This window comes from Nostoc sp. DSM 114161 (assembly GCF_052692665.1).
The window spans coordinates 5,438,640-5,454,740 of sequence record NZ_CP195141.1; the positions used below are offsets into that span (position 1 = coordinate 5,438,640).

The 16,101-nt window shown below is 41.2% G+C and carries 13 protein-coding genes; 4 read left to right on the forward strand and 9 right to left on the reverse strand.

All coding sequences use genetic code 11. From position 1 onward, the window contains the following. Together NSTC745_RS23090 and NSTC745_RS23095 are read left to right on the forward strand one after the other, a co-directional pair. Complete coding sequence (locus NSTC745_RS23090; protein WP_445633040.1) at positions 1-813, forward strand: transporter substrate-binding domain-containing protein; 813 nt, start codon at positions 1-3, stop codon at positions 811-813. Positions 814-918: 105 nt separating this feature from the next. Continuing rightward, positions 919-1,443 carry a tetratricopeptide repeat protein gene (locus NSTC745_RS23095; protein ID WP_445633041.1) on the forward strand — a complete coding sequence of 175 codons (525 nt, stop codon included), beginning with the start codon at positions 919-921 and terminating at the stop codon, positions 1,441-1,443. 257 nt (positions 1,444-1,700) lie between these two features. Here the strand turns inward: NSTC745_RS23095 and trxA are convergent, their stop codons facing one another. The 9 genes from trxA to NSTC745_RS23140 all read right to left on the reverse strand — a co-directional run bounded on the left by trxA (position 1,701) and on the right by NSTC745_RS23140 (position 11,219). Beyond that, positions 1,701-2,033 carry a thioredoxin gene (gene trxA, locus NSTC745_RS23100; protein ID WP_445633042.1) on the reverse strand — a complete coding sequence of 111 codons (333 nt, stop codon included), beginning with the start codon at positions 2,031-2,033 and terminating at the stop codon, positions 1,701-1,703. A gap of 274 nt (positions 2,034-2,307) precedes the next feature. Continuing rightward, entirely contained in the window at positions 2,308-2,613 is a 306-nt protein-coding gene (locus tag NSTC745_RS23105; protein WP_445633043.1) for an RNA recognition motif domain-containing protein, read from the reverse strand. Positions 2,614-3,127: 514 nt separating this feature from the next. Further along, on the reverse strand, positions 3,128-3,382 hold the full coding sequence (locus tag NSTC745_RS23110) for an RNA recognition motif domain-containing protein (RefSeq protein ID WP_445633044.1): 255 nt from the start codon (positions 3,380-3,382) through the stop codon (positions 3,128-3,130). Positions 3,383-3,810: 428 nt separating this feature from the next. Further along, positions 3,811-4,599 carry a hypothetical protein gene (locus NSTC745_RS23115; RefSeq protein WP_445633045.1) on the reverse strand — a complete coding sequence of 263 codons (789 nt, stop codon included), beginning with the start codon at positions 4,597-4,599 and terminating at the stop codon, positions 3,811-3,813. Between the two features lie 182 nt (positions 4,600-4,781). Next, positions 4,782-5,618 carry an MBL fold metallo-hydrolase gene (locus tag NSTC745_RS23120; RefSeq protein WP_445633046.1) on the reverse strand — a complete coding sequence of 279 codons (837 nt, stop codon included), beginning with the start codon at positions 5,616-5,618 and terminating at the stop codon, positions 4,782-4,784. Between the two features lie 295 nt (positions 5,619-5,913). Further along, on the reverse strand, positions 5,914-6,705 hold the full coding sequence (locus NSTC745_RS23125; protein WP_445633047.1) for a DUF3891 family protein: 792 nt from the start codon (positions 6,703-6,705) through the stop codon (positions 5,914-5,916). 155 nt (positions 6,706-6,860) lie between these two features. After that, the gene (locus NSTC745_RS23130) at positions 6,861-7,304 is read right to left on the reverse strand and encodes a response regulator (protein ID WP_445633048.1); all 444 of its coding nucleotides are present in this window, start codon (positions 7,302-7,304) and stop codon (positions 6,861-6,863) included. Positions 7,305-7,732: 428 nt separating this feature from the next. After that, on the reverse strand, positions 7,733-9,271 hold the full coding sequence (locus tag NSTC745_RS23135) for a sensor histidine kinase (RefSeq protein ID WP_445633049.1): 1,539 nt from the start codon (positions 9,269-9,271) through the stop codon (positions 7,733-7,735). Further along, positions 9,240-11,219 carry a CHASE3 domain-containing protein gene (locus tag NSTC745_RS23140; protein ID WP_445633050.1) on the reverse strand — a complete coding sequence of 660 codons (1,980 nt, stop codon included), beginning with the start codon at positions 11,217-11,219 and terminating at the stop codon, positions 9,240-9,242. The genes NSTC745_RS23135 and NSTC745_RS23140 overlap by 32 nt, the downstream gene beginning before the upstream one ends. 267 nt (positions 11,220-11,486) lie before the next feature. Between NSTC745_RS23140 and NSTC745_RS23145 the strand changes: the two genes are divergently transcribed. Further along, on the forward strand, positions 11,487-11,681 hold the full coding sequence (locus NSTC745_RS23145) for a hypothetical protein (RefSeq protein WP_445633051.1): 195 nt from the start codon (positions 11,487-11,489) through the stop codon (positions 11,679-11,681). A 386-nt stretch (positions 11,682-12,067) separates the two neighbouring features. Then, a complete protein-coding gene (locus NSTC745_RS23150) occupies positions 12,068-16,054 on the forward strand; it encodes a magnesium chelatase subunit H (protein WP_445633052.1) in 3,987 nt (1,328 codons plus the stop codon). Positions 16,055-16,101: the final 47 nt, after the last annotated feature.

Sequence of the window (16,101 nt, forward strand, 5' to 3'; positions counted from 1 at the left end):
ATGAATAACCGATGTAACAGATGGCAAGAAATTACTCGGTTACATCTGGTATTATCCGCTACTATTATTCTGATTTGCTGCTTTTGTGTCGGCACAAGATTAATCGCTTCTGCTGCCGAAATCCCAGAAATACAGCGACGGGGTTATATAACTGTTGCAGTTAAAGATAACTTGCGTCCTTTGGCATTCAAAGACGATAGCAGCAATTTGCAAGGCTTAGAAATCGACTTGGCACAGCAATTGGCAATTGACTTGCTAGGTAAAAAAGATGCTGTCAAATTTCAACCCGTAGCGAATCGCGATCGCTTGTCTGTAGTTGTAGACAAGAAAGTTGATTTAGCGATCGCTAGGGTAACGGCAACTGCTTCACGGGCCCGCGTAGTTAATTTAAGCGTTCCCTACTACTTAGATAGCACTGTATTAATTACAAAAGATGCTTCTGTAGAGCAGTTAAAGGATTTGGCAAAACAAAAAATTGCCGTACTCAATAACTCCAGTACAATTGCCAGAGTACGGTACTATTTGCCAAACGCTGAGTTAGTAGGAGTGAATTCTTACCAAGAAGCGCGAGAGCAAATAGAGAACAATTCCGTCGTCGCCTTTGCCGCAGATGCTAGCGTTCTGAGCGGTTGGGTGCAACAATATCCGCAATATCGATTATTAGCAACCAAGCTATCAACTGAACCCTTGTCTGTGGTGATGCCCAAAGGATTGCAGTACGATGAATTAAGACGACGAGTCAATGAAGCGATCGCTCGTTACATAGCAGAAGGTTGGCTCGAACAACGCCTTAAATATTGGGGTTTACCATAAGTTAGTCATTAGTCATTGGTCATTAGTATTTACAAAGGACAAATGACATAGAACAAAGGACAATATAGATACAGAAGCAACTTTTAATATTTGTATTTGCAGGCAATGGATAATAATCTAGCCGTAATTTATCTCTCAATTTTGGTAGGTTTGCTCACATTTACAGTTGTGGGTGTATTTCGCCAAATTTTCAAAACTCGCAAGATTGAAAGCTCTTTTTCTAAGTTACGGAAGAAATTAGAGAAAGAAAAGGGCACGACTCAAGAATATTACGAATTAGGGAGTATTTATTCTGAAAAAAAATTATATTCCCAGGCGATCGCATTATTCCAAAAAGCTCTGAAAACTGCTCAAGAAGAGGGAGAAGAAAATACTGCTCCTATTTACAATGGACTAGGTTATGCTTACTTTATTCAAGAGCAATATGACCTAGCAATTCGTCAGTATAAAGAAGCTCTCAAATTTAAACCAGATTATGTGACAGCGTTGAATAATCTCGGTCACGCCTATGAGAAGAAAAAATTAAATACTCAAGCATTACAAACTTATGAGGAAGCACTCAAATTTGCTCCCAATAACTCTATTGCTAAACGCCGTGCTGAATCCTTACGTCGTTTAGTTTCTGCGTAATTGCTGAGGCGTTAAATAATTTTGGATTTTAGAAGCTTCTAATTGCAGGAGGCAGGAGACAGGGGGCAAGGGGCAGGGACTAAAGTTGCTGGGTATAAAGCCCAGTTTAAAAGATGAATTGTATCGAGACCCGTAGCGCGAGATACAAAGTGTCTACAGCCTAAGTCCCACGTTTTAAAACGTTGGTTCCTCCTGCCTTTTGAAGGTTTAGTACCTCCCAAAAGAATAGGAGAACTAAGAATCACTGCAAAAAGAAGCTAAAAAAGTTTAGAAACAGCACTGCTGAATTGCTCGTAAGGAGAAACTCCTACGATAGTTTTTACTAACTCAGCATCTTTGAAAATTAAAACTGCTGGAATACTGCGAAGACCAAATTTTTTGAACAGCGGTTTGTTGTTATCCACGTCTACTTTCACGACTTTGGCGCGACCTTTGTATTCTTGGGCGAGTTGCTCCATTAACGGGGCGATTAGGCGACAAGGGCCACACCAAGTAGCGGTAAAGTCAACTACAATAACTTTTTCTTCAGTTAAAAGAGTCTGAAATCCACTTTCTTGAATATAAGAAACTAAATCAGTGTTAGTAGACATTTTTGAATTCCTCACCTATTAAACTAAAATTTCAAAAAAATAATTTTCGCGACATTATAGCCAACGAATATTCAAGATTTTACCTACAAAGTGAGCCAAAAAGTTTCATTGATAATAGGCTTCTTCTTTGTGTTGTAAATGAAAAAATGCTTGCTCTTCTCTTGGAGCCAAAATTGTGTAGCAAAAAGGCTCAAGCAAAAGTGCCTGAGCCGCTAATACATCAAGTTAATGAATTAAACTAACTTGTTAGTTCAAATAGCTAAATTAGTGAAGCTTAGTAACGGTTGCGTCCACCGTAATTGCCACGGTTGCCACCACCAAATGAACCTCCTCTATCTTCCTTGGGCTTGGCTTTATTTACTTTTAAGCCTCGTCCCATCCACTCGGCTCCATCAAGAGCTTCAATAGCAGCATTTTCTTCTGCATCTGAACCCATTTCCACAAAACCAAAGCCGCGTACACGACCTGTTTCACGGTCAGTAGGTAACTGAACGCGCTTTACAGAACCATATTCTGCAAACACAGCATTTAGACTATCTTCTGTAACCTCGTAAGAAAGATTGCCTACATAAACTGACATAGATTGTCTCCGAAATTGTAAATGTGTAGAGATTTAGATTTCGGAGAAAAGTTTGTAAATACCAAAAACAAAAAGCCTGTCAATACTAAAAACAAAAGCTGTTAACCGAATTAATTCTCACCTCTTATTATTACATAGAAATCTACTTTTAGGTGAAGATGGGAAAAAATAATATTAGCTGACTAATTCAATTAAAGCGTCCCCCTGAAACCTGATTACGCATGAGACTAAGCAACCGCGGTAATGTTCAGTTGTGAATACTGAAAGTGTGATATTAGTTCGATCTAGATCTAAAATTTGTTTCACCTTACAGATTTGGCGTTTGTTCTTACAGTATGCAAGAATGCGATCGCCAGCTTTGACATCCAACGCTTTAATTTTCAATTTCTACTCACTGCTACAATTATTGAGCTAAACCATTATATTTGTTGGGGTTTTTTCACCTTCTTTTGGTTTCTATGTAACCACAACAAGAATTGAAATACTTAAGCTTAATCTATACACTAAGACACACTTAAGCTACGTCTACGATGGCCTTAGCTCTATTAACTTTTAGGCTATAAGGCATCCATTCATTACCTCTTAATCCATTAATTGCTGCTACTTCTTCGGTATCTGTGTCCATTTCTACAACGGCAAATCCTCTGCGATCGCCTGATTTTTGGTTTGTAGATACTAGTATCCTTTTAACAGACCCATACATTAAAAAGACTTGTCTGATATCCTCATCTTCAATTTCATGGGATAAATTACCAATATAAACTGACATAGAATATCTCCCAATTCGCAGAATGTAGAGATTTAGATTTGGAGAGGCATCTCTATAGTCACTTGACCAAAAATATTTCTCAATAATTTAATAGTAACATGGTTTTAAATTTGTTATTATATACTACAAATGCTAATAATTTTTCTTTATATTTCTTTGTATTTCTTTATATTTTTACTAATATTTGACATCGATTTTGGTTGTCAGACAATCCAGTTCTTCTGAAGTTGAATGATGGTGTTCGCAAGGCCATCGCTTTTCAAGTTTGGTTAGATAGCGATTGCATTTATAACCCAAAAATTGCGATGGGACATGAAAAATCTATAACTAGAAGGCAGAAGCCTGCTATTTACAAGATATTGAAGCCTCAAAAACTTGGCGGTTTATCTTAAAGCCCTTTAAAACCAAGATTTCCCACTGATGTATATCTAATTCAATATTTTTGCTGAAGTCTCCCTAATGTCTCGATGCCATCGTCCATCTTCGCCGAGTCCAGGAATTTCGTTAATTCCTAAGCTTTTTCTCAAAGCTAAATACGATTTTCCTTCTTCCGTAATCTCAAAATACTTTTTTAAATCTCCTTCTCCCTGTTGTTCAACCTTTTCAATACCTTTGCCTACAAAATTATTAATAAATCCCATAGCTCGAAGATGCTTCAGTTCCCTTGCTAAATCCTCGTCAAATTTAAAGTTAAATTCTTCTGGAGAATTAAGTTTAATCAGATGCTTCAGTTCATTACCATCAATCAGATATCTAACTAGAAATTGCAATGTTGCTGATTGTTGCTCCTGAAGTAAGTCAATGCGTTTTTGTTGTGTATTCAGTTCGGCGATTTGCTCATCTTGCAACTTATTGATATCGTCCCAAACTTGTTGCTTGAGTCTCCTTAGTGCAATCCCCGTACCCGAAATTGAGATATCATCAATGCTATCTAGCAAACCTGAGTTAAACAGCAAAATTAAACTAAATATAATAACTTCCGTATTTCCAATTCTACGGTTTTCTTGAGGAGTTGGATTAGGAGTAAGTACGATAAAGAGTAAATACAATAATCCGGCAATAGACGCTATCTTTAGCAACCACCAGTTCATATTTCGCTTAGGCTTTTCTTTGTCTAAACTACTGGTGAGTTCTGGTGGTGACAATCGCTGTTCTAAAGTGCGATCGGATTTGTTCAAAGCTAGCTTTTTGAGCGTTTCTAGCTCTTTGTTACTCATTTCGTTTTGCTGGTGGGATAGAAAGCGAAAAATGCTGTTTTACTCGACTAATAAATCGTTTTTCAGGTAAATGACGTACACGGGTAGGGGCGCACAGCTGTGCGCCCCTACGATAACCTGTACCTCACCAAGCTGCAATCTGCTGTAAATCGTTTTAAGCAACTCATGAACTTCTATTAAACTCAGTTGACAAAGGGCGAATTATGTTTTTGCAATTGCAAATTATTTTGCTCTTTTAACGTTTTGAACTCAATAGCATCATGGCTACAAAACAGACGCACGTCATTATTGTGAGCTAGCGATAACGCACGCAACTTTTGTTGATTATCAAGTCTGGCTCTGCGGTCTACCTCCATCATCCACTGATAGGCACGCAGACCTGGCGTACAATGGCGTTGAGCAGAGCCGATTTCGTGACGATAAAAATAAGCATCCCCCGCATGTAAAAGCCAGCCTGCCGATGTTTGGATGGCGATACCTGCATGACCTTGGGTGTGACCAGCTAGGGGTACGAGCAGAATTTCAGGCGGTAGTCCTTCAAGGTTGCGTACTGCTTTAAAATCGAACCAAGGTTCGCCCCCTGCCTCATAAAACTTCCAGCGTTTTACCTCATCCCACTGAGACTGACGATAGCGTCGGCTTTGAATAAAACCACGGCGGTGTTGCGCCGCTTCCATCTCAGCCTGCATTACATGGACAGTTGCTTCAGGAAAATCTTCCAAACCCCCTGCATGATCGAAATCAAGGTGGGTCAGCACAATATGACGCACGTCGCGTTTAGAATATCCGAGTTGCTCAATTTGAGCAAGCGCAGTGTATTTTCGATCGAACTGGATGCCATTGAAATAAATGAAAAACTGGCTCAATCGTGATGATGGTGCTTGAATATCACGCTCACCAAAGCCAGTATCAATTAATACTAAGCCTTGTTGTGTCTCTATGAGCAGACAATGGCAAACAAGATGGGCTGCTAGACCGCGGCTAAACCCATCAAAGAGTGCCCCACCAATTGGACACATACAGCCGCAATTAAGATGATGAATGTGCATGAATAATTTTTTTTAGCACTAGAGTTTTAGCACTAGAGCAATCCTAACAAGTTCTTTTAGGCTGTTAGTCCTCCATTAGTTGAGAAATTATCCAATTTTAAATATTAGTCTCTAGATTGATGACTATTCAGGCGATCGTAGCGAACTTGCGGTTTAGAACCTCGACAAAATTAAAAATTTGGTCGCTCTCCCAACACGAGGGGTCACCAATCCCCTTCTTAATAAAACATAAAATCCCTCTGCCTTCTGCCTCCTGCCTTCTCAATCATTCAGGTATTAAAGTAGTGCTGAGAGTGACCCAACAATCGCTGCTCAAAGCGTCTCGCATTGCTGTTTCATTACTAAAAGTGCGTTGCAAAAGCCGTCCTTCGTAGACTAACTTGATTTTATTTTGTTTAAATGGCCACGGAGAAATAGTTACTGTTTGATGATATTCTATATCTTCTGTTAGAGTTAGTTTTAATGTAGTTGTGCCATTGCTTGTTGGTACTCGATCGATATGTTGTTCGCCAATTTTACCTATACATAAAATTAGAGAAAGAGCATCCCATGTCGCTACTAATTTTTGATTGCGTTCAATTACCTCTGGAATTACATAAGATGTGTAGTATTCATCTTTTTGCAGAATATCAATAAGTTGTTTTTGAAAAGCATACTCGTTATTTAAAAAATTTTGCACGAGTTGAGTAGATTTGGCTGAGTTTTGCCAACTTGTGAATCTTTCATATAATCCCGTTCCGTGAAGTGAAACAAGTAGCGTTACGTATCTACCTAAAGTAAATGCTAGCTGTTTTGCACCCGACCAAATGTCTATATGTACTTCTGTTGGAAGTTCTGTGAATTTATAAGGATAGCCTGTTTGAGAATTAAGCGTAGGTTTTTGTTCCCATAGCAGCCAACCAATGTCATGCTGTTGTGCGCCAAGACAAACTTGTTCTTTGGGAGTAAATTCACCAAATAGTTCGTTTCCCCAAGCTTGTGCTAATTGCCCCGAAAGCCATGCATGATGCGGTTGAGTAATGCAAATCAGTCCAGACTTGGATAAGCGATGCAGCATGAGTTTAAATTTGAATCTATTCCTTGTCTTTTCAAATTACACAAAATTAAAGCTGATTTGCTATTACCTAAAGGTTAAATTCTTTAGCTTAGCGATTTGTGGCGATCGCTATTTGAAATTAACCGCACAATCAATTAATAAAGCCAGGTAAAGCTTTAAATTTGCGGTTTTTCGTTAAAAATAATCCAGTGGAGATTAAGGGTCATCACAATTTCCACTAATTCATTAAAAACAACTGGTTTAACTATGTAAGCATTTACACCTATATCATAAACATTATTGATGTCGGCATACTCCTTAGAAGAGGTGAGGACTACGACTGGTAAGCGCTTGAGTTTAGGTTGTTCGCGTAACCACATCAAAACCTCAATTCCAGATCTGCGGGGTAGTTTGAGATCGAGCAAGATTAGTACAGGCAAGGGATAACGGGTGCGATCGCCATAAGGTTCCTGTCCAGACAGATACATCACTGCTGCATCGCCATCATTTACAACCTGAACTGGATTTAAAATGTTAGCCTTGCGGAGCGCTCGTTGCAGCAGAAGCACATCTTTGTGATTATCCTCTACAACCAGAATAGTGTCTTGCTCTTTACTCATGAAATTTTTGTTTTTAAAGGCAGTTCCATTAACAATTCAAAATTCAAAATCACGCATTAAAGACACTTAGAGTTGGGGATTTAAACCCCAACTCAACTGATATTACGTGTAATGGTTGGGGTCTTAAACCCTTGATGTTACGATAAAACAATTCTCATCGGCAACCATGAAAATGGTACTAGGACTGAGAGTTGTAAATGACGAGTTAGGAGCTATTATTTTCCCTTATGCTCCCGAACCGTAACTATTTATAGCATTTCTCGATAAGCGTGAAGTACAAGGTAGGGGGCGCAAAGCTTTTATTAGTATCAACTTAAGCTCAAACGCTTATTCCACATCGGTTTTACTCCACCCCCACCCCCTCCCCGATGCCTTGGGGAGGGGCGATTTTGGCTTTAGACAAAATCGGGGTGGGGTAACGATTTAAATCAATTATAGGTTATAGGTAAATCTAACCAAAATCGACTTCCCTGTCCAAGTTGGGATTCTACACCAACTTGCCCGCCCATGCGTTCGACTCCTTTGCGGACAATTGCTAAGCCAATACCGCTACCAGGATAAATTTCATAGCTGTGTAGACGTTCAAAAACATTGAAAATGCGTTTTTGATATCTTTCCTCAATACCAATGCCATTGTCTTGCACCCATAAGCGAACAAATCCATTATGTTTCTGCGTCCATATCCGTAACAGAGGTTGGACTCCTGGTGCAACAAATTTAATTGCATTGGTTAGCAAATTAGTAATTACTTGTATCAAAATAGTAGAGTTTGCTATAACTTCAGCTAAAGGTTCTTCAATTTCTACTCTCGCCTGTCGGTGTGTTAATTCTAGTTCTAGCTGTCTGAGTGTTTGTCTCATCAATAAAGATAAGTTAATAGCTTGTAATGGCATTTCAGTATGGGTGAGGCGACTGTATTCAAGTAGATCTTGAACAAGCCTGTCTGCTTGCTGTGTGCTTGCAATAATGCGTTGCAAGTAGTTTTGTTTGTTCTTTAGATCGGATTGGCTTTCCTGGTTTTCTAGGAGGATTGAACTAAACGCTTGGATAGCACGTAATGGTTCTCGCAGATCGTGGGAAATCGAATAACTAAATGCTTCTAAATCTTGATTAGCCATTGCTAATAGCTGATTTGTCTGTACTAAATCTCGATTTGCTACTTCTAATTCACTAGTGCGCTCCCTGACTCGCTCCTCCAATCTTAAGTTGAGTTGCTGAATTTCGATTTCAGCATGTTTGCGAAATGTAATATCTTCTATTAAGCCATCTAATACTTGTTGTCCCTGAACTGTATTTAGAGCTATGCTTAACTCTACCCAGATTTGCCTTCCATCTGCTCGTTGCAATTGAATCTCTTGTTCTTGATGTTGAGGTGGTGGCAGTTCTTGGAGTATTGAGTAATATTCAGGGATATTCAATAGATTTGCCCCTGAAGCTTGTGATAATGAATCCAGCCCTAACAATTCCAAAAACGCTGGATTACACTCAATAAAATTTCCATCTGGGTAAGTACGAAATATACCTACCTTTAGTTGGTTGAGCAAACCTTGGAGACGAATTTCAAGTAACGTAGCTTTTTGTTTGATTTGCTTTCGTTCTAGTGCAATTCGCACAGTAGTAGGTATGCGAATGTAACGGTTGGGTAATTTGAGAACATAATCATCTAGCCCAGATTTCATTGCCTCTACAGCAATTTCTTCGCTACCTGTGTTAGTAAACATAATTACTGGGCAGTTGGGATATTGCTGCTTAATAGTGTGTAAAACTTCTATCCCAGTACTCCAGCCTAGTTGATAGTCGGTAATCGCTAAATCGAATTCACCTGCTGCGACTGCACCAGCAAAACCAGCAGCTTCGCGAATTTCTTGAGCCTGAATTTGCGGAAATTCTCGCCTCAGTTCTCGTATCACTAAGGCGCGATCGCCTGGATTGTCATCAATTATCAGAATGCGGAGTACTTGCGTCATCACTATCATTGCTATGAAAAACGGCTTTTGGCAAAGCAATCCAAAAGCGACTACCGGCACCTAATTGCGATTCTACCCCAGCTCGACCGTTCATTCGCTCTACTCCTTTACGGACGATGGCTAAACCAATACCAGTACCTGGATAGGTTTCAACGCCATGCAGCCGTTCAAAGACGCGAAAAATGCGCTCTTGATGTTCTGGCGCAATGCCGATGCCGTTGTCCAATACAGATAATTGTATCCAGTTTTGCTGTTCTGCCGCATAGATTTGGATTCTTGGCTGTATTCCAGGCTGCACAAATTTCATTGCATTACCGATCAAATTGATTACTACCTGGACGAGTGTAGAGCGGTGAGCGATCGCTGGCGGCAATGGTTTTGCTACTGTAATTTGGGCTTGCTTTTCCTGTAGTTCTGTGCTTAGTTGTTTTAAAGCGTCTTCGACAACACTAGTTAAATCAACTTTTTGCATTTGAATTTGGGCGCGACTGAGACGGCTGTATGCCAGCAGATCGGCGATGAGGGTGTCCATTTGTACTGCACCCTCTGTAATATATTGAATGTATTCTTGCCCAGCTGAGTCGAGTTTGTCTGTGTAGTCTTCTTGCAATGCTTGAGCAAAGCCTTGCATAGTACGTAATGGTGCGCGTAAGTCGTGGGATATTGTGTAAGTGAAAGCTTCTAGCTCTTGATTTGTTTCTTGCAACTGTGCGGTACGTTCAGCAACACGTTTTTCTAGTTCATTGGCGTAAGTTTGAATTTGTTCGCGTAGGAGAGATTGTTGGATAGCGATCGCCAACTGAGCCGTAACTTCATAAGCAATATTGTGTGCTTCTCGATCGAAAGCATCAACAACAGTTGTAGATAAATTCATTTCGCCAAATAGTTTTTCTTCGACAAACATAGGAATACAAAGGCTAGAACGTATTCCTTGAGAACGTAACTCTACTAAAATCGGCGGACAGAATTGTGCTGTTACCAAATCGGCTATATAGCGAATGCTTTGTAACTCGCTTGCGTTAGCTGCAAAGTCAGTCAATGGCATTTGAGCGCCAATGAGAGATTGTAATTCTTTGTCAGTAATGCTGCCAGCGATAATTCTGCTTGTGCATGTTTCAAAATCAAACACAGCTGCAAATCCTTGCTGGTAAGGTAAAATTTCACGCATTTTACTAAGAGCATTACTAATTAAAGATTCAATGGATTCAGCTCTTAAAATTGCTCTGTCAATATTATGCAAAGCAGCAAGTCGTTGAGCAGCACGTTGAGCCTGTTGTGCCTGCTGTTCTGCGATTGTCAGCGCAGTTTGATAATTTTGAGAAACTTGTAAAACTTGTCGCCAAATAAAGTAAGCTAAAAAACTACCAATTACTATTGCTAAACCAATACTGGTGAAAATAACTTGCTGTGTTGTTACTTGCACCGCTTGAGTACGCTGAGTGCGTAGTTGCTCCTCAGTGCCGATAAAATTAGCGATTTCGTTTCGTATTCTGTCCGTGATGCGTTTGCGAAGCTGAAATCCTGCTAAAGTTTCAGTTTCACCACGTTCTTTACGGGCGATCGCTTGGGAAATTTCACGATTCCAATTTGTCTGTTGGACTCGAATTAGCTTTAAACGTTGAGTCTGTGTAGGATTATCTGAAACTAAATTCGCTAGTTTTTCAAAAACAGTATTAATTTGAGAATTAGATTGTTCGTAAGGCTGAAGAAATTCACGATTTCCTGTAAGTTGATAACCGCGGACTCCGGTTTCCAAATCCACTAACAGTTTTTGAGTCAGATAAGCTTGAGCAATTACTTGGTCAGTATGTTCGACCCAATTCATTACCGAAAGCAGGCGAGTGATTTGCCAAATTGAAATTCCTGACAATGACAACAATAATATAATTGGTAGACCAATCGTACTGAAAATTTTACGTCTAAATACACTTTGAGCAATGTTTAGCATGTTGGCAGTTCAGATAATGTAGTTTTTTTTAATAGATAAACATTTTAATTTTTGAATTTAGTTTATATAGAAAAATTTAGTTTATTTGAATATTTAATAGTTAAATAATTGCGGTAATTCATTAGCTAGTATGCCAAAACTGCGATGTCAATACAAAAACCCTGATTATTGGCAGTATCATGAAGAGGTACAAATCGATCCTAGCCAATTAGGATTAGTAAAAAACATAAAGCAGTTTCTTTTGAGCGATCGCCCTTGAGTATGACTATGTGGGAACAACCGCCGTTAGGGTTCTTCCCCAAATCAAAGCTAGAGTTTTTTGCTAAAGCTGTAAATACAAATATTTGTTTTGAAAAGAATGATACGGGTAACGTTAGTGCAACGATCGTTAACCAAGCAGGTGTCACAAGTTTAAGACAACCAGCCGATGCAAGCATTAGGGGAGAAAAACAAAAAAGGTGATTTTGTCAATGCAACTTTTTGAGCATCGATTTATCTCTTAACCTAACTGGCAATTGTTATATCTTATTCCCTACAAGCAACAGAGGAAATGCGATCGCCCCCTTGCTTAGCTTAAGTTATATTAGACTTTATAACTGAATAGTTAAATAAATATGTAAACAAAAATTTACATAAATAAGAGTAATTACTTTAATTAGTTGTCAATATAGGTTAATAAATATTTCTTTTTTTATATCGAATTGTGTCAGATAGGCGATAAAATGCCCACTGGGCAAGCATTTTCTGATAAAAAACTCATATTGCCCAATAAAAACGAAGTTAACTGTGGTTTCATCAGCTGCTTTTAACTTCTAGTAGAGAACACGCATCAAAGGAGCCGAGGAAGCATGTTCACCCACGTCAAGTCCACCATTAGACATATTGCGCCTGATAACTTACGCGGACGTAATTTAATCAAGGTGGTCTATGTCGTGCTTGAGTCCCAGTACCAGAGTGCATTGTCACAAGCGGTGCGGGCGATTAACGCTAGCAACGAAGAACTGGCGATTGAAATCAGCGGTTACTTAATTGAGGAACTCCGAGATCCAGAGAACTATAAGGAGTTCCAAAGGGATATGGAGAGTGCCAATATATTTATCGCCTCCCTGATTTTTATCGAAGACTTAGCACAGAAAGTAGTAACAGCAGTAGAACCACATCGCGATCGCCTGGATGTTGCCGTTGTCTTTCCCTCGATGCCAGAGGTTATGCGCCTGAGTAAAATGGGCAGCTTTTCCCTGGCGCAGTTGGGTCAGTCAAAAAGTGCGATCGCCCAATTCATGCGGAAACGCAAAGAAAAATCCGGTGCGGGATTCCAAGATGGGATGCTCAAGCTTTTGCGAACGCTACCGCAAGTGCTGAAGTTCCTGCCAATGGACAAAGCACAGGACGCCCGAAATTTCATGCTCAGCTTTCAGTATTGGTTAGGTGGTTCTCCAGAAAACCTGGAAAACTTCTTGCTGATGCTAGCTGATAAATATGTATTTAAAGGTTTAGAGAAACAAAATGTAACACCTCGTACATATCAAGAGCCAGTGGTTTATCCCGATATGGGGATTTGGCACCCCTTGGCTCCCAGTATGTTTGAGGATGTGAGAGAGTACCTCAATTGGTACACAGCCCGTAAGGATATCTCTAAAGATCTCAAAGATCCCCTAGCTCCCTGTATTGGTTTGGTATTGCAACGCACTCACCTAGTTACAGGAGATGACGCTCATTATGTAGCAATGGTGCAGGAGTTGGAAGCACTAGGCGCACGGGTATTACCGGTGTTTGCTGGTGGTTTGGATTTCTCCAAGCCTGTGGATGCCTACTTCTACGAACCGACCACCAATATACAGTTAGTAGATGCGGTGATATCGCTGACTGGTTTCGCCTTAGTGGGTGGCCCGGCTAGACAAGACCATCCCAAGGCGATTGAATCGCTCAAACGCTTAAATCGTCCTTACATGGTGGCGTTGCCCTTAGTGTTCCAAACCACAGAAGAGTGGATGGATAGCGATTTGGGCTTGCACCCGATTCAAGTAGCTTTACAAATTGCCATTCCCGAATTAGATGGGGCAATTGAGCCGATTATCTTATCAGGTAGAGATGGGGCAACAGGAAAAGCGATCGCTCTTCAAGACCGTATGGAAGCCGTAGCCCAACGCGCATTAAAATGGGCTAACCTCCGCCGCAAACCCAAGCTAGATAAAAAAGTCGCCATCACCGTTTTCAGCTTCCCGCCAGATAAAGGCAACGTGGGAACCGCCGCTTACTTAGATGTGTTCGGTTCCATCTACGAAGTGATGAAAGCCCTAAAAAATAACGGCTACGACCTTCCAGAGTTGCCAGAATCAGCCGAAGCACTGATGCAAGAAGTCATCCACGACGCCCAAGCACAGTACGCCAGCCCGGAACTGAACATCGCCTACAAAATGTCAGTGCCAGAATATGAGGCACTCACCCCCTATTCGCAACGCCTCGAAGAAAATTGGGGCCCACCTCCCGGACATCTCAACAGCGACGGGCAAAACCTGTTGATTTATGGTAAGCATTTCGGTAACGTCTTCATCGGCGTGCAACCCACCTTTGGTTACGAAGGCGACCCAATGCGGCTGTTGTTCTCCCGTTCCGCTAGTCCCCATCACGGTTTTGCTGCTTACTACACCTACTTAGAGCAAGTTTGGCAAGCTGACGCCGTGCTGCACTTTGGCACTCACGGTTCCTTAGAATTCATGCCAGGTAAGCAAATGGGCATGTCTGGAGAATGTTATCCAGATAACTTAATTGGTTCCATACCCAACCTGTATTATTACGCAGCCAATAACCCTAGCGAAGCGACAATTGCCAAACGTCGGGGTTATGCCGAAACAATTTCTTACTTGACACCGCCAGCAGAAAATGCTGGTTTGTATAAAGGTTTGAAGGAACTCAGCGAATTAATTGCTTCCTACCAAACCTTAAAAGATACTGGACGCGGTATTCCCATTGTCAACTCCATCATGGACAAATGCCGCATCGTCAACTTGGATAAGGATATTAACCTGCCAGAAACCGATGCCAAAGAGATGAGCGCGGATGAACGGGATAATATTGTTGGTATCGTCTACCGCAAGTTGATGGAAATTGAGTCTCGGTTGTTGCCTTGTGGGTTGCACGTCATTGGTAAACCGCCAAGTGCAGAAGAAGCCGTAGCAACTCTAGTTAACATCGCCAACCTAGATCGTCCCGAAGAAGAAATTGTCAGCTTGCCTAGAATTATCGCTAACAGCATCGGGCGCAATATTGACGATATCTACCAAAATAGCGACAAAGGCATTTTAGAAGATGTCCAGCTATTGCAAGACATCACCTTAGCCACCCGTGAAGCAGTTAGCGCCCTTGTTCAAGAGAAAACCGATGCTGAAGGTCGAGTTTCTCTGGTTTCCAGGTTGAATTTCTTCAACATGGGCAAAAAAGAACCTTGGGTAGAAGCATTGCATAAAGCAGGCTATCCCAAAGTTGACACCGCCACACTAAAACCCCTGTTTGAGTATTTAGAATTCTGCCTCCAGCAAGTTTGTGCAGATAACGAACTGGGAGCATTACTCAAAGGCTTAGAAGGCGAGTACGTCCTACCAGGCCCTGGCGGCGATCCCATCCGCAACCCGGATGTTTTGCCTACGGGTAAAAATATTCACGCCTTAGATCCGCAATCCATCCCAACAACAGCAGCAGTCCAATCAGCCAAAATCGTCGTAGATAGACTTTTGGCGCGTAACAAGTCCGAAAACGGTGGAAAATGGCCAGAAACCATCGCCTGTGTCCTTTGGGGAACCGATAACATTAAAACTTACGGTGAATCCCTAGCACAAATTATGTGGATGGTGGGCGTGCGTCCGGTTCCCGATGCCTTGGGACGGGTGAACAAGTTGGAATTGATACCGCTAGAAGAGTTGGGACGCCCCAGAATCGATGTCGTAATCAACTGTTCTGGTGTATTCCGCGACTTGTTCATCAACCAAATGAACCTGCTAGACCAAGGCGTGAAGATGGCGGCCGAGGCAGATGAACCCTTGGAAATGAACTTTGTTCGCAAACACGCTTTGCAACAAGCCGAAGAAATGGGGGTTAACTTGCGTCAAGCAGCAACCCGCGTTTTCTCCAACGCTTCCGGTTCCTACTCGTCAAATATTAACTTGGCAGTGGAAAATAGCACTTGGGAAAGCGAAGCCGAGTTGCAAGAAATGTATCTCAATCGGAAATCTTTCGCCTTTAATTCCGATAATCCTGGGATAATGGACGAATCGCGGAAGATTTTTGAAAGTACATTGAAAACTGCTGATGCAACTTTCCAAAATCTGGATTCCTCCGAAATCAGCTTGACGGATGTTTCTCACTACTTCGACTCCGATCCCACCAAATTAGTCGCAAGTCTGCGTGGCGATGGTAAAACACCAGCATCTTATATTGCAGACACGACCACAGCCAACGCACAGGTGCGGACATTATCAGAAACCGTGCGCTTGGATGCGCGTACCAAATTATTAAATCCCAAGTGGTACGAGGGGATGTTGTCTCACGGCTACGAAGGTGTGCGCGAACTCTCCAAACGATTGGTAAATACAATGGGTTGGAGTGCGACAGCCGGCGCTGTGGATAATTGGATTTACGAAGATACTAACGAAACCTTCATCAAAGATGAAGAAATGCAGAAACGGTTGATGAACCTTAATCCCCATTCTTTTCGCAAGGTTGTATCAACTTTGTTGGAAGTAAATGGACGCGGTTATTGGGAGACTAGCGAGGAGAATTTAGATCGCCTACGCGAGTTGTACCAAGAAGTTGAAGACCGGATTGAAGGGATTGAGTAGGTTTATACATAACTAATAAGCCAGGAGGCACGGTATTACCGTGCCTT

Coding starts and splice junctions, on each gene's coding strand:
- NSTC745_RS23090 (WP_445633040.1), top strand. CDS start 1: ATGAATAACCGATGTAACAGATGGCAAGAAATTACTCGGTTACATCTG.
- NSTC745_RS23120 (WP_445633046.1), bottom strand. CDS start 5,618: ATGTGTCCAATTGGTGGGGCACTCTTTGATGGGTTTAGCCGCGGTCTA.
- NSTC745_RS23135 (WP_445633049.1), bottom strand. CDS start 9,271: ATGACGCAAGTACTCCGCATTCTGATAATTGATGACAATCCAGGCGAT.
- trxA (WP_445633042.1), bottom strand. CDS start 2,033: ATGTCTACTAACACTGATTTAGTTTCTTATATTCAAGAAAGTGGATTT.
- NSTC745_RS23110 (WP_445633044.1), bottom strand. CDS start 3,382: ATGTCAGTTTATATTGGTAATTTATCCCATGAAATTGAAGATGAGGAT.
- NSTC745_RS23140 (WP_445633050.1), bottom strand. CDS start 11,219: ATGCTAAACATTGCTCAAAGTGTATTTAGACGTAAAATTTTCAGTACG.
- NSTC745_RS23125 (WP_445633047.1), bottom strand. CDS start 6,705: ATGCTGCATCGCTTATCCAAGTCTGGACTGATTTGCATTACTCAACCG.
- NSTC745_RS23145 (WP_445633051.1), top strand. CDS start 11,487: ATGTGGGAACAACCGCCGTTAGGGTTCTTCCCCAAATCAAAGCTAGAG.
- NSTC745_RS23130 (WP_445633048.1), bottom strand. CDS start 7,304: ATGAGTAAAGAGCAAGACACTATTCTGGTTGTAGAGGATAATCACAAA.
- NSTC745_RS23150 (WP_445633052.1), top strand. CDS start 12,068: ATGTTCACCCACGTCAAGTCCACCATTAGACATATTGCGCCTGATAAC.
- NSTC745_RS23095 (WP_445633041.1), top strand. CDS start 919: ATGGATAATAATCTAGCCGTAATTTATCTCTCAATTTTGGTAGGTTTG.
- NSTC745_RS23115 (WP_445633045.1), bottom strand. CDS start 4,599: ATGAGTAACAAAGAGCTAGAAACGCTCAAAAAGCTAGCTTTGAACAAA.
- NSTC745_RS23105 (WP_445633043.1), bottom strand. CDS start 2,613: ATGTCAGTTTATGTAGGCAATCTTTCTTACGAGGTTACAGAAGATAGT.